This is a genomic window from Bacillus sp. MSP13 (assembly GCF_000815295.1).
Lineage (GTDB): Bacteria > Bacillota > Bacilli > Bacillales > Bacillaceae > Bacillus > Bacillus vallismortis.
Window position 1 is genome coordinate 92894 of sequence record NZ_JXAQ01000008.1, and the last position, 13677, is coordinate 106570.

The following is a 13677-nucleotide window of genomic DNA, read 5'->3' on the forward strand; positions in this document are numbered from 1 at the left end:
CAAATATGGTTTGAAAAATGGACAATAAATAGAAAAAGGAGGAGTAAAGATGACAAAATCCCAAAACGAAAACCGTTTTAGGATTTTGTCAACAATCTGAAGCTCCAGAACCTCTGGAGCTTTTCCTGTTTCACAACGACGATTTAATCACTTTCTTATAATAAAGAACGGACAGAAAACCAAAAATGGAGTAGAGCGCGGTGTATAACACCATCACCAGAATCATCGGCGCCCACACCTCTGATCCGAATAAGAACCAGCCGGATTGAACGGCAAAGTAGCTGTGGAAGAGGCCGACAACAAGCGGAATGCCGAAGTTGTACATTTGTTTGATGCGTATCCCCTTCATCAGATCACCTTGCGTAAACCCGAGTTTTCTCAAAATCGTATAATTTGGTTTTTCATCTTCACTCTCACCCATTTGTTTAAAATAAAGGATACAGCCAGATGTAATCAGAAACGTTAATCCTAAGAAGCCAACGATGAACATCACGATACCAAATAGTGATTTTTGCGCGATGCTTGCATCCAGCCTTGATAAATGCTGGTCTTTTTTGTTCACCTTTTGAAATAGCTCATTCGCTTTTTCCAGCTGGTCTTCATGCTTGACATTGATGGCAATACATTCAGATTGCGCCAGCTGAATACGGGGATCTTTATTTTTGTTCAGATATTGAAACAGGCTGTCATCCACTATGACAGCGGGCAATCCCCCGCTTGTAAACGGAAAGGAGAGAAGAAACTCTTTTCTTAACCCTTTGTATTGTAGAGATGTCGTCTTATGCTTGCTTTTCACTTTCATGCTGCCTGAATCTTTTAATCCCATGATTTTTTGCAGAAGATCGTTATATCCGGATAAAAAGGCTTCCCCTTCTGGCACATCGACCTGTTCCGCCTCTTTGTCACTCACAACCGCAAGCTGCATATTATGGGGATCACTCTGCAGCTCCTTCGGGTCTCCATCCATTATATTTGCAATGTCGACATTCGCTTGTAGGAAAGGGGTTTCTTTCTTCACATATGAAATGTTGCGTTCATTCAAACTGCTTTCAAATGTTTTGGCATCTTTCTCATTCATGAATGAAAAATCAGCGGCCACATTTTGTTCAGCGGTCTTTTCGGCTGAGTAATACGAAATATAAGCAAGTGAGAGCAGCCCAATGGCGAGCGCTGAAACGGTTGTAATAATTGTCAATAGCAGCGCGTTTGATTTCATTCTGAACATGATCGATGACAGTGACAGAACTTCAGAGATATTTAAGTAGCCGCCCTTGCTTTTTCGGATGATATTCGAGATAAAGGTCACCGAGCCTTTATAAAAGAGGAACGTTCCGACAATGACGGCCCCCAGAATAAAGCTCATCGCGCCGAACAGTTCATTCATGGTCTTAAATTTACCGCCAAACAGCTCAGAAGACACATAGTATCCCGTCAAAATCAGCACGATGCCTAAAGCGCCGATCAGCATCTGGAAAAATGATATTCTCTTCACTTGATCTTCAGTCGAAGAGGTCACTTTAAACAAAGATAAAATACTTTGTTTTTTGATAAACGTATAATTCATGATCATAATCAAAAGGTAAATGCCGCAGAACACAATGATCGTTTGGATCAAGGCTTGCCCGGAAAAATGGAGTTTCGCATCGGCTTTGACATCGACAATTTTAAACAGAATCATCAGGACTAGCTTTGATATCGAAAATCCGGCCAATACCCCGATCGCTAAGGAACCGAAATACAGCATCATATTTTCCGCACTTAAGATCCGAAAGATTTTATGTTTGGTCATTCCAATTAATTGAAACAGCCCGATTTCTTTACTCCGTCTCTTAATAAAAATCGTATTGGCATATAAAATGAAAATCGCCACCACGAACACAAGCAACATCGAAGCGGTTTTAATGGCCGCGGCTCCCTTGATTGAAGCCTTTACTTCATTAATCGCAGGGTCATACTGGAGTGTGACAAAGGCGAAATAAAGCGCCACGCTAAAGATCAGCGCAAACACATACAAATAGTAATTGCGGAGATTCTTTTTCAAATTTCTTAGGATGAGCTGATTAATGTTCATGCTGCACCCCGCCTAACACGCCTTGCGTTTTCATGATGTCCTGGAAAAACGTTTGTCTGTCTTGGCCTCCTTTATTTAACTGTGTATACATTTGCCCGTCCTTCATAAAAATCACTCTTCCGCAGTAGCTGGCGGCGACAGGATCATGAGTGACCATGATAATCGTAGCGTTGCGTTTCTGATTGAGCTGGCTTAACTTGTTTAATAGATCAGAAGCTGACTTTGAATCAAGCGCGCCCGTCGGCTCATCTGCGAAAATAATGCTCGGTTCATGAATAAACGCTCTCGCGGCAGATGTGCGCTGCTTCTGGCCGCCGGAAATTTCATTTGGGTACTTATCACGGAGCTCATAAATGCCCAGCTCTTTCGCCACCTCTTCGAACTTGCGAACGGCTTCGCTTTTTGGCATTTTTGTAATCGACAACGGCAGGAGGATATTCTCTTTTACTGTCAACGTATCCAGCAGATTGTAATCTTGAAAGATAAAGCCTAAATGTTGTTTTCTGAATTCAGCCAGCTGCTTTTCCTTCATTGACGTCATCTCATTTCCGTTAATATGAATGGTCCCGTCACTGACCTGATCAATGGAGGACAGAACATTGAGCAAGGTGGTTTTCCCAGAACCTGACGCCCCCATAATACTGACAAATTCACCTTTTTGAATATGAATATCAATGCCTTTGAGCACTTCTTGTTTATTCAGCTTGTTTCCATAGCTTTTTCGAATTTTATTCGCTTGTAAGATCATCATTCCTATAATCTCCTTTATATTGGATACTCTCATTATAAAAAGGATTGCCGGGCTTTTCCTTCGATATGGCGAACAAAAAAGAAAAGCATGTGACATTTTCGTCACACGCCTATGACTCGTTCAAATTGATTCCGTTGGGGGAAAGTTAATGTAAAAACCGTTCCCGCACCGGACTCCGAACGCACATCAATATGGATCATTAACGGGGCCGCGGCTTTTTTCGCCAAGTACAGCCCCATGCCAGTGGACCCTTGATCATGGTGGTCCGTCGTGGATGTAAATCCTTTATCAAAAATGCGGGGCACATCTTTGAGATCAATGCCCCTGCCAAAGTCCCTCACTTCAAGCTGTGTCCGTTCCCCTTTTTGAACGCTTTTGATTTCAATGTCGGAGGCTCCGCTGTATTTCACCGCGTTTGTCAGCAGCTGCCTAATGATAAACGCCAGCCATTTTGCGTCGCTCAGCACTTCCTCAGCCTCCAGCTGAATGTCAAAGCCGATCCCTTTTTGGATACACCACGACTGTAAATCTTTGATTTCCTTAAAAAGGATAGGCTGAAGCTGAATGCATTCTACAGACAGATCATTTTCAATAAATGACATGCGCTTTTGATGAAGCTGCTGGTCAAGAAGCAGGTGAATACGCAGCCATTCATATGACAGCTGGGATTTCAAATCATGGTCTTCCATTCTATCGATGAGTAAATGCATCGCTGTTAATGGAGTTTTGACCTCGTGAATCCATGCCATCAGCTCATCTTTTTCATTTTCTAATGCCAAGCGATGCCGGGCAGCGGTTTGTTTCAAATGCTCCGTTTGTCCGGTAATGCTTCGTTCAACCATTGATTCAAACGGCGTTTCCGGTTCATTTATCGCTGTCACATCAAGATTGTTCTCCCACGTCTTCAAGCTTTTATAAAACGCCGTCTCTTTCCAATAGCGGAACCAAAGGAAGATGATAAAAAACAAGATAGACAAATACACCATATAAAGAACATTTTGAAATGAAATGGAGGGATCCACAAAAGCAACGAACAATAGCAAAACCTGCTGGAATAAAAACGCGGCAATCCAGCTTCGCCTTTCAGTGAGGAATGCTTTCATCATAGAATTGATCCTCTTCCTTCGCCATGTAGCCTTGGCCGACTTTCGTCTCGATATGGGTGCCGAGCTGCAGGGCGTCCAGTTTTTTCCGCAGGCGATTGACATTGACCGTCAGCGTATTATCACTGACAAAACGCTCATCATTCCACAAACTTCTGATCAGCTCTTCCCGGCTGACAATCTTGTTTTTTTGTTCTATTAACTGTTTCAGAATGAACATTTCGTTTTTCGTCAGTTCAACAGAGCCTTTGTCATTGCTGACGAGGTTCTGCTCTGCGTCTACGGCAGCTCCGCACCATGTTTTGACCGCGCTTGGCTCCGTATTATAATGATACACGCGCCGAAAAATCGCTTGGATTTTCGCAATCAGCACGTCAAAATGAAACGGCTTTTGAATAAAGTCATCGGCTCCGAGCGACATCGACATCACCATATCAGCAGGATGGTCACGAGACGATAGGAAAAGAATCGGAACATTTGACCGGGAGCGGATCAGCCGGCACCAATGAAACCCGTCAAATTTAGGCAGCTGGACATCAATAATGACACAATCAGGCTTAACCGCCGCAAATTCCTGGAGTACTTGGCCGAAATCCTGTATGCCATATACATCATAGGACCATCCCGTTAAACGATCCTTCATTTCATAAAACAGCGATTCATCATCTTCAATCAGCAATAATGTAAACAATCGACTCACCGCACTTTTTCCTTTTTTATCAAGTGTATAGCAAAAAACCATCATGCGCTATAGAGAAAACCGGCTGTCTCAGCCGGCTCACACATCTTATAATTCTCTTCTTAACGCTGTCAGCACGTTGGTTTTGGTCGCTTTTCTCGCCGGGTTCATCCCGGAAATCACCGCTACCCCTCCGCAAATCACAACTGCGATGATCACAAGGCTGGCCGGGATGTAGGAGAATGTGTAATTCAAATCGCCCGCATCGCTTCCGCTTGTCGCCGCGAGTATCATTGGAACAGCCAGGTTGACAAGGAAGCTTACGCCGTAAGAAATGATAATCCCAATCACACAGCCTAAAATTCCGATATACGCGCTTTCCATCAAGAACATTCGGCGAATGATGGACGGACTTGCCCCAATCGCTTTCATAATCCCGATCTCCTGCGTCCTTTCAGTAACTGCCATCGTCATCGTGTTAAAAATGCCGATTGCTGAAATAATAACAGCGATACATCCGACAAAGATCAAGCCGATTTTGAAGACCATGAAGAAGGTGTTGGCTCCTTTTAACTGCGTTGTCACGGAAATCACCTGATAACCGTCATCCATTAAATCATTTGACAGCTGCTCAACATGTTCAAATTTATCAGCATACACATTTATGCTCTTTTCAACAGAGGTGCTGTCTTTTGACATATCAAGAAACTTTGAAAAATCACCCTTAAAGCTATTGCTTACATAAATGCTGTTGTCTTCTTGAAAATCTGTATTTGGTTTTCTTGTGATGCCGACAATTTTAAAATCATACGACTTTTCTCCCTCAACTTTGCCGGTTTCTGCGTTTGTTTTGGAGACATTAAGTTGAATCGTTTTGTTCAGCGCTTCTTTTGTAAACCCTTTAGGTTCTTTGATCTCATCATAATTCACTTGAGTTTTGCTAAGCTCTTTTTCATAATCTTCGGACTCTTTTTTCGTCCATAAATACTTAGCAAAATTATATCCTACTACGATTTCATTTTCTGATTTTGCCGTACGTCCTTTCTCCAGCTCCATATTCGACTTTAATTCATCATCCATATTTGTAAAAACCAAAGTAGAATTTGAATTAGTTCGATCCCCAAGCTTCACTTCAATTGGTTCATTTACCGTCGTTCTTTCCACTACTGCTTTTACGTTATCATATTTCTCTAAATCAGCTTTTTTAACGTCTTTCCCATCTGATTTTCCGTACACCCGGATTTCCGTTACAACCTGCTGGCTCATCGTCATATCCGTAATCGTCTTTTGAATCCCGAATCCAACCGACGAGAGCACAACCAAAAACGCACACGCCATTGTTGTCGCAAGAATGGTCATAAAGACGCGGAGCCTGTTTTTCTTCATATTTCTTCTGATAAAATGAACCTGATCCTTAAACCTCAACAGTAATTCCCCCTTTTAACACACCGTCATGAAGCTGAAATTTTGAATGTCCGATAGAAGCGACTTCATCATCGTGGGTGATGATCACAAATGTAATGCCCCGCTCGCGGTTCAGCTGCTGAATCAAATCCAATACTTCCTGCTCCGTTTCTGAATCGAGGCTTCCCGTCGGCTCATCGGCTAAAATGATAGATGGGTTTAAAATCAATGCCCGCGCAATACTGACACGCTGCTGCTGGCCGCCTGACAGTTCATTCGGATAATGAGCGGCGTGATTTTCCAGACCGACGCGTTTCAGCATGTCCTGCACCTTTTGCTTGCGCTCAGACGGTTTGATCCCTTTTAACGCCAGCGGCATTTCAACATTCTCATACGTCGTTAGCCCCGGAATAAGCTGAAAGCTTTGAAAAATGAACCCAAAATGTTCAAGGCGGAACTGAGCCCATTCCTTTTCATTAAAGCCCGTCACATCAGTGCCATTAATGACAATCCGCCCTTTCGTCGGCGATATGTAGCCGGAAATTAAATTCAAAAGCGTTGATTTTCCTGAACCGCTTCGCCCGACAATACAGGCGATTTCACCTTTGGCCACGCTTAATGACACATCCTTTAATACTGGAACTTCATTCTCACGGCCCTTTTTACCGATCGTGAAAGAATGGTCGATATGCTGAACATCAATCATATTTTCTCTCTCCCTTACACATGTTTTGTTTTTTTATAAATCGCAAAATAACTGATGAAGAAACCGATCACAGCACCTGCAGCCATGCCAAATAGGTAGCCGGCAAAGCTCTCGCTTACTGCGTATCCAAAACAGCCGAAGCCTAAAATGCCAATAATAATGACGATCACTTGCACCGGGCGATCCAATGCTTTCCACAAAAAGAAATATCCATTACGTTCATTAGACAGTTTGACGAAGCTGATGTACCCGATGATGTAGAGAATCATGCTCATAACAGCCGGAATCACTAAATAATATGGTGAATCATCAACCCAGTTTGGAACAACATACGTAATGGGAAATATATACTTTATCCATTCTGGTATAGGGAAGTCTAAAAATGCCGCATTCCTTCCAAAAAGGATATCGATATTCATCGCAGGCAAAGTAATGAATAAAAAAGGTAAAATAGTAGCGGTAAATGAAACCAAAAGCTGTGCAAAAATATGGCCTGTCAGCGCTCCGCCAGCCATAACCAAAGAATATGCCAACATGCTGACAATGATCATTCCCAAGCTGTAGTGATGAAAATAAACAGCCTGGTCAGGCTTCAAAAGCACCAGCATCAAAACAGATAAAAGATAACCTACGAGCTGCGGCATCACAATCACCATTCCGCCGGTGAGAAACTTCGCGTTAAATATCTGCCCGCGTGTATAGGGAAGGCTTAATGTAAAATCAAACAAGCTCTTGCTTCGTTCAATCCCAAGCTGGCTGACCGCCAAAACGACACCCCAAATCCAAAACAATGAGATAAATGTGCCGTTTAAATAGTTAATCGTAAATACACAGGATCCGCTCCAATCGTTCTGATGAGCAACGCAGCCTTGATATGAAATGTACGTCTCTAAAATAGTAAAAGGATTGCTAAGCATAAATACAAAAAAAATCATGAGTAGCAGCGCTTTATTTTGCTTCCACTCTTTATAAAACAACCCGGAATCCGGCACATCACTTCCCTCCAAACCGAAAGTATTTCTTAATATTTTGTTTTCTTATAAATAGAGAAATAGCTCACAAAGAATCCAACTACAGCTCCAATGATCATTCCAAAAATATAACCAATAATGGAATGTCCGGTAGAATATCCAAATAAACCAAATCCAAGGATGCCGAAAGCCATCACCAGAATTTGTACAGGACGGTCTAATCTGTTCCAAAGGAAAAAGTGTCCGTTTCGCTCACTTGGATGCTTTTTGAAGCTTATATAACCAACCAAGTAAAACAGAATGCTCATGGCAGCCGGAATCAATAAAATATATCTGTTATCGGAAAGCCAGTCATCCCCAACAAAAACCATAGGCAATAGATACATAAGTTTGTTTTCCATCTCATAATAACCTTCTACGGAAGAGAAAAATTCGTATATATGGAAATTAAAAACGATCTCTAAATTGGCGAGCGGCAATGCAACAATTAAATACGGCAAGATAGCTGCAGAAAACGCTGTTAACAGTTGGGCAAAAGCATTTCCAGTTATCGCTCCGGCGGCCATCACTAATGAGTAGGCCATAAAGCTAATCACGATCACTCCAACGCTGCTGTGCTCGAAAAAGTAGACATGCTCAGGTTGATAAACTAGAATCAGCAGCCATGCCAGCAAAAAGCCAATCAATTGCGATAATACAATCACAAAACCGCCTAACCAAAATTTCGTTTGAAAAATTTGGATTCTGTTATACGGAAGGCTTAGTATAAAATCCATGGTGCCTTTCGAACGCTCCATTCCCAGAAAACAGACCGCCAAGATGACACCCGGCAACCAGTTGATATCTATCAGATTGCTTATTTTGTAATTGACAATAAAATCACAATATTGCGGGTCTTGATGCGCAAGACACCCTTGGTAAGACAAATACGTATTCACAATAGTGAGCGGATTTGCCAGCACTAAAAAGACAATACTTAGCAAAATCACCACTTGATTCTGTTTCCACTCTCGATAGAGGAGACCACGGTCTACCATCTCCGCTTCCCTCCAAACTTCGCAATAAACACTTCTTCTAAGTTGACAGGAAGCTCATTCCATACTTTTGGCTTCAGCTCTCTCAAAAAGCTCTTTTTCTCCTCGTCGCTTTTCGGAATCAGCACCGTATAAAACACGCCGGCCTGATCGAGCAACGGAATGTTTTGTTCTCTGATCTCCAAGTTGACATCTGTATCAAACGCCATTTGAATTTTGATGTATTCTTCTTTTAGCTCATCAAGATCCATCACATTCGTCAGCCTGTTATCTTCGAGAAAACCAATTCGGTTGCACATCCGTTCTATGTCTTCAAGGCGGTGGGAAGTGATCAGGATGCTCGTATCACGCTCCGCCACTTCATCGACCATCAGCTGGAGTACATCATGTCTTGTCACCGCGTCTATTCCGTCCGTTGGTTCATCAAGGAGAATCAATGCCGGTCTCGCCGCAAACGACAGAACGAGAGAAAGCTGTTTTTTCAAACCCGTCGACAGCTCGCGGTATTTTTTCGATTCCGGAATTTCGTATCGATTCATGAGCTCATTCGCATACGTAACATCAAATTTCGGATATATTCTTCTCAGAATGTCGACAAGCTGCTTATATGTATACTTGTCGTAAAAAGGATTTTGAACAGGCATGTAGATGATATTCTGTTTGACCTTCGAATGCTTTTTGATTTCTACGCCGTCAAAAAAAACTGTCCCGCTGTCTGCGAAAATGATTTGCTGGATTAAGCGAAGCATCGTCGTTTTGCCTGAACCATTGCGGCCGAGCAGCCCGAAAATTTCTCCTTTTTCAATCGTTAACGAAACATCTTTTAATACTTGATTGCCGTCAATCGTTTTTGACAGCTTCCGTAATTCAATCATCCTCTCGTCGGCCTCCTTTCACATCAGCGCTGATTTCCTTCATCCATTCCTGCAGTTTTTCCAGCTCAACCCCTGCATAATGGGCATCGATGATGAGCTGTTTCAGTTGCTCTTTAATCATCGTCATCTTCCCTTCAACCAAAGTCGTTTTTGCTTGCTCCGAAATATAGGTCCCTCTGCCACGCAGCGTTTCGATAATCCCCTCACGTTCAAGCTCTTTGTACGCTTTGCTGACAGTGTTCGGATTCGCAATAATGATCGTCGCCAATTCTCTGACAGAAGGAAGCTTATCACCAGACTTCATGATCCCTTTCAAACAAAGCTCTTTCATTTGCTGAATGATTTGTTCGTAAATAGGTGTTGAGCTTCTTGGATCGATTTGAATCATTTACTTCCCTACTTTCTATACGATCTGAGCCTTTATAGATAAAACGAATCGATTATGCTTTTTTGCCATTCAAAACCGATCATCACAAGGACTAGAAAAACAGAACAAGCGATCACAGATGCCGCGATCAGCATTGGCACGTCACGTTTGTTTCGTTTTTTATGCTTCATAACTGCCTCCCTTTATTTCCATATATAAATGACTTTTTCATCAGTGTTTGTAGTGTATTACTTCAATTAGTACACTTAATACAATAAGCACTTTGACATACAAAGTCAATCCTTTTTTACAAAAAACGGACCCTTATCAAAAGGGTCCGTTTCCTACACATCTAGAGGGTGCTGCAGGATCATATGATTTTGCAAAGCTTGAAGCTGAAGCCTCATTCTGTACAGCTGTTCTCTCTGCTGGTCATTTGACGACAGCCACAGCTTGTTTAAGGCGTTTACCGCATTTTCAAGCTGCATTTGCGCCTCACTATATTCTTGATCGTTATAATGCTCTTGTTTAGAAGCGATTTTTATCTGTTCCTCAGCATAATCATACACCTGCATACATTGCTGGAGATGTTCATCTACTGATTGCCTTGTTGCCACAGTAACCCCTCCTAAGAAGAAGAATCACCTATAGTTTGCTTCCCAAAGATATTGTCATGAGCAGTTTTTCTAGGTAAACAATCCAATTCTTTATTTGCATAAAACGAATTGATTATGGTTTTCTGGATACCCTAACATTAATCATTTACCATCAAGCTATGATACAAATTGTCCAACATCAAACGAATGGTTTGGTCGTCTAAATAATAATAAGTTCTATTTTGGATTCTTGTCGTGTGAACCAATCCATGAAGAGCCAATATTCTCATATGGTGCGAAATTGTTGCGTTTGACAACTTTAAGATGTCAGCTATTTCATTTGCGTATAATTTTTTATTTTTCAGGAGCATGAGAATTTTAAATTTGCTATTATCTGAAAGCAATTTTAAAAATGTACTCATTTTATCAATACGTTCATCATGTTGGGTCATGAAAAATTTATCAGCTGAGTATCCTAGTCCTAAATAAATTACATTTCGAGATTTTGTAATAACCGCTGTATAAGGATTGAGAATAGGATAGATGTAAACATCACAATTGTCCAAATAATGCTTCCCTTTGATTGTCTCAATAATATGTATCGGGAGGTCCTTTTCCATTTTGTTTAACTGAGCAATCCACTTTTTCTGTTGAGAGCTCAATTTTGATAAAGCTTTATCAAGCTGTTCATTGATTTTCAATAATGTTTCACAAAAAGATTGTATATAGGCTGTTGGCTGCTTTATCACCTCAAATACATTCCATTTTGATTCACTGGTAATTGCCAGTTTTTTTAGCAAAATAAAAAATTCCTCTTCAGTTTCCGCATATCCCTCCTCACCTCGATTTGACTGTCCCTCTAAGTATAAGAGTGACTCGGCGATATTGATCCTTATCTTTTCTTCAGGGCTTTCTCTCAGCATCTGAATAATGTCATAAAAGTTTTTATCATAAAGATCAGAAATTCTAAAAAACGTTGTTGCTAAACAAAAAATATTGCCGTTTACAACATCCCCATACTGACGAAAACTATTGAAATAAAAGTCCAAAAAATCACTGTAATCTTTTTTAATTCCTTTTAATTCTTCTAATGCTTGAAAATATTCAACCTCTACTTTCACATTTAGTTTTTGCCAGTATTCCTTATAAAAAGATTCATGTTTAACAAAAAGTAAAGCAGATATTTTATCTAAAAACCCTGACACTGCGTCATTCACTTTTACCTCCATGTGTAAAACTCCTTTCGAACCCAGTTATATTATTATAAATGATTCAAACGGTTATTCCGAGTGATTGACAAATACAAGGAGATTGAACTATTATTAGATGAACATAAAACAATAGTTAGATCGTCATCTAATTAGGAGGCAAAGATGAAATTTAAAAATCAATTATCATTACTATCCTTATTGATAGGTACATTTATTTCTGTAATGGATACAACAATAGTAAACATCGCACTACCTGAAATGTTATCTGATTTTTCCTGCACACTATCTCAAGTGGCCTGGGTTGCTACAGGCTATACACTAGCATTCGCTGTTATGCTAGTTGCTGCATCTAAACTAGCTGATCATTTTGGAAGAAAAAAAGCGTTTATATTTGGATTAGGCCTTTTTATTTTCACATCATTTCTGGCATGTATAAGTGGATCCATTGAAATGCTGATTGCAGTTCGAGTCATTCAAGGCTTATCAGCCGCTTTTATTGTTCCAGTAACAATGCCAATTGCTCTCGAAATTGTGCCCGAAGAAAAAAAAGGAATGATTATTGGAATTTGGGGAGCTTTTTCAGGGCTTGCCGCGACATTAGGCCCTGTTCTCGGCGGATTGTTAACTGAAAACTTTAATTGGCAATCTATATTTTTCATCAATATTCCTCTAGGCATGATCGCTATCTTTTTTGCTGCTATGTTCATAACGGAAAGCTATGATAACTCAGCCAATAAAAAAGTTGATTATATTGGTATGCTCATTTTGTCTGGAGCTCTATTCTGTTTAACATTTGGTTTTGCTAAAGTATCAGATTTAGGCTGGACATCTTTCACATTTCTTATTTTTATAAGTATATCAATGCTATTACTTATATTATTCTTCTATATTGAATCAAAAATAAAATACCCAATGGTCCCTTTATCAATGCTAAAGGTAAAGACATTCACTTTTAGTTCATTAACACTTTTTATGCAAGGGCTAGGACTAACGAGTGGAACTCTTATCATCACTTTACTGCTTACTAATCTAATGGGAAAAACAGAATTAGAGGCAGGTCTAATTGTATCTGTTTTAGCTTTATCTTCTATGTTTACCTCTGTTCTATCTGGAAAGTTATCGGATAAACTAGGAGGCGCTTTATTTTCTTGTTTAGGTATGACGGGGTTAACAATATCTACTTACTTCTATAGTTATATAAGATATGACAGTTCTATTTCATTTGTAATCATTCTTCTATGTATATCCGGCTTAGCTTTAGGACTTATCATTGGGCCTGCTATGGGTTCAGGAATTCGGTTAATTCCCACAGAAAAAATCGGTATCGCATCAGGGATTTTAAATATGATGAGGACTGTAGGACAAGCAGTTGGGATCGCTATTCTTACTAGTGTCCTAACAACAAGCATCAATCATCATGTAGATTCCGCGACAAAAGAAGCTGTAAAAATTACTGAAGATAATCCTGCATTTGATGAAATGGCCAAAAAAGAAATGATCGCCCATTTGCGCCAGTCAGACAGTAACACATTTGACCAGGAAAAAACAATGAAAGAACTAAATCAAAAAGAAGAAGAACTTCTCTCTAAAACACCCAAGCCATACAAAGATACAGTTAAAGAAACGTTTAAAAAGCAAAGAGAGCAAGTCATCATTCTTCAGGACAAAATAGCAGGACTTTATAACGAGAAAATCAGTGACAGCTTCAACTTTACGTTTAAGATTGGCAGCATTATTCTTGTACTTGGAATTATTTTTTCTCTATTCAGTGATATATCTCCAAGAAAACAAAGAGTGAAGCAAGAAAAAACAAGTTCCTTATAACGTTTATGTATGGGATTAGTTTGTCCCGTATCTTCTTTCGTGCTACAATTTTAGGATGCAATTGTACGCAAGGAGGCACATGAAT

General features: G+C 40.3%; 14 protein-coding genes. 1 reads left to right on the forward strand and 13 read right to left on the reverse strand.

Annotation, left to right across the window (positions count from 1 at the left end; translation table 11 throughout):
* Window positions 1–130: 130 nt before the first annotated feature.
* The 13 genes from SC79_RS09390 to SC79_RS09445 form a co-directional block, all read right to left on the reverse strand.
* Window positions 131–2071, reverse strand: coding sequence for an ABC transporter permease (locus SC79_RS09390; protein ID WP_039074815.1), 1941 nt, complete (start codon window positions 2069–2071; stop codon window positions 131–133).
* The gene (gene bceA / locus SC79_RS09395) at window positions 2061–2822 is read right to left on the reverse strand and encodes a bacitracin ABC transporter ATP-binding protein BceA (protein ID WP_039074816.1); all 762 of its coding nucleotides are present in this window, start codon (window positions 2820–2822) and stop codon (window positions 2061–2063) included. The genes SC79_RS09390 and bceA overlap by 11 nt, the downstream gene beginning before the upstream one ends.
* 101 nt (window positions 2823–2923) lie before the next feature.
* Window positions 2924–3928: a sensor histidine kinase gene (locus SC79_RS09400; RefSeq protein WP_039074817.1), complete on the reverse strand. Its 1005-nt coding sequence runs from the start codon at window positions 3926–3928 to the stop codon at window positions 2924–2926.
* Window positions 3906–4616, reverse strand: a complete 711-nt coding sequence (locus SC79_RS09405) for a response regulator transcription factor (protein WP_039074858.1) — start codon at window positions 4614–4616, stop codon at window positions 3906–3908. The genes SC79_RS09400 and SC79_RS09405 overlap by 23 nt, the downstream gene beginning before the upstream one ends.
* Window positions 4617–4712: 96 nt before the next feature.
* On the reverse strand, window positions 4713–6029 hold the full coding sequence (locus tag SC79_RS09410) for an ABC transporter permease (protein ID WP_039074818.1): 1317 nt from the start codon (window positions 6027–6029) through the stop codon (window positions 4713–4715).
* A complete protein-coding gene (gene ytrE / locus SC79_RS09415; RefSeq protein WP_039074819.1) occupies window positions 6019–6714 on the reverse strand; it encodes an ABC transporter ATP-binding protein YtrE in 696 nt (231 codons plus the stop codon). The genes SC79_RS09410 and ytrE overlap by 11 nt, the downstream gene beginning before the upstream one ends.
* Before the next feature lie 14 nt (window positions 6715–6728).
* Complete coding sequence (locus SC79_RS09420; RefSeq protein ID WP_039074820.1) at window positions 6729–7706, reverse strand: ABC transporter permease; 978 nt, start codon at window positions 7704–7706, stop codon at window positions 6729–6731.
* Window positions 7707–7735: 29 nt separating this feature from the next.
* A complete protein-coding gene (ytrC, locus tag SC79_RS09425) occupies window positions 7736–8722 on the reverse strand; it encodes an ABC transporter permease YtrC (RefSeq protein ID WP_039074821.1) in 987 nt (328 codons plus the stop codon).
* Window positions 8716–9594 carry an ABC transporter ATP-binding protein YtrB gene (ytrB, locus tag SC79_RS09430; protein ID WP_039074822.1) on the reverse strand — a complete coding sequence of 293 codons (879 nt, stop codon included), beginning with the start codon at window positions 9592–9594 and terminating at the stop codon, window positions 8716–8718. Before ytrB ends, ytrC begins: the two co-directional genes overlap by 7 nt.
* On the reverse strand, window positions 9587–9982 hold the full coding sequence (ytrA, locus tag SC79_RS09435; RefSeq protein WP_039074823.1) for a GntR family transcriptional regulator YtrA: 396 nt from the start codon (window positions 9980–9982) through the stop codon (window positions 9587–9589). The genes ytrB and ytrA overlap by 8 nt, the downstream gene beginning before the upstream one ends.
* A gap of 32 nt (window positions 9983–10014) precedes the next feature.
* Entirely contained in the window at window positions 10015–10152 is a 138-nt protein-coding gene (locus tag SC79_RS20965) for a hypothetical protein (protein WP_052245586.1), read from the reverse strand.
* Window positions 10153–10305: 153 nt separating this feature from the next.
* Window positions 10306–10578, reverse strand: a complete 273-nt coding sequence (locus SC79_RS09440; RefSeq protein WP_010329522.1) for a YtzC family protein — start codon at window positions 10576–10578, stop codon at window positions 10306–10308.
* A gap of 137 nt (window positions 10579–10715) precedes the next feature.
* Complete coding sequence (locus tag SC79_RS09445) at window positions 10716–11786, reverse strand: ArsR/SmtB family transcription factor (protein WP_039074824.1); 1071 nt, start codon at window positions 11784–11786, stop codon at window positions 10716–10718.
* 144 nt (window positions 11787–11930) lie between these two features.
* Here SC79_RS09445 and SC79_RS09450 point away from each other — a divergent pair, with 144 nt between their 5' ends.
* Window positions 11931–13592, forward strand: a complete 1662-nt coding sequence (locus SC79_RS09450; RefSeq protein WP_039074825.1) for an MFS transporter — start codon at window positions 11931–11933, stop codon at window positions 13590–13592.
* The last annotated feature ends 85 nt before the right edge of the window (window positions 13593–13677 follow it).

What these genes read in the sequence shown, in the direction of transcription:
- ytrB (WP_039074822.1), bottom strand. Translation starts at nt 9,594, where the DNA reads ATGATTGAATTACGGAAGCTGTCAAAAACGATTGACGGCAATCAAGTA.
- ytrA (WP_039074823.1), bottom strand. Translation starts at nt 9,982, where the DNA reads ATGATTCAAATCGATCCAAGAAGCTCAACACCTATTTACGAACAAATC.
- ytrC (WP_039074821.1), bottom strand. Translation starts at nt 8,722, where the DNA reads ATGGTAGACCGTGGTCTCCTCTATCGAGAGTGGAAACAGAATCAAGTG.
- SC79_RS20965 (WP_052245586.1), bottom strand. Translation starts at nt 10,152, where the DNA reads ATGAAGCATAAAAAACGAAACAAACGTGACGTGCCAATGCTGATCGCG.
- ytrE (WP_039074819.1), bottom strand. Translation starts at nt 6,714, where the DNA reads ATGATTGATGTTCAGCATATCGACCATTCTTTCACGATCGGTAAAAAG.
- SC79_RS09445 (WP_039074824.1), bottom strand. Translation starts at nt 11,786, where the DNA reads ATGGAGGTAAAAGTGAATGACGCAGTGTCAGGGTTTTTAGATAAAATA.
- SC79_RS09450 (WP_039074825.1), top strand. Translation starts at nt 11,931, where the DNA reads ATGAAATTTAAAAATCAATTATCATTACTATCCTTATTGATAGGTACA.
- SC79_RS09390 (WP_039074815.1), bottom strand. Translation starts at nt 2,071, where the DNA reads ATGAACATTAATCAGCTCATCCTAAGAAATTTGAAAAAGAATCTCCGC.
- bceA (WP_039074816.1), bottom strand. Translation starts at nt 2,822, where the DNA reads ATGATGATCTTACAAGCGAATAAAATTCGAAAAAGCTATGGAAACAAG.
- SC79_RS09400 (WP_039074817.1), bottom strand. Translation starts at nt 3,928, where the DNA reads ATGATGAAAGCATTCCTCACTGAAAGGCGAAGCTGGATTGCCGCGTTT.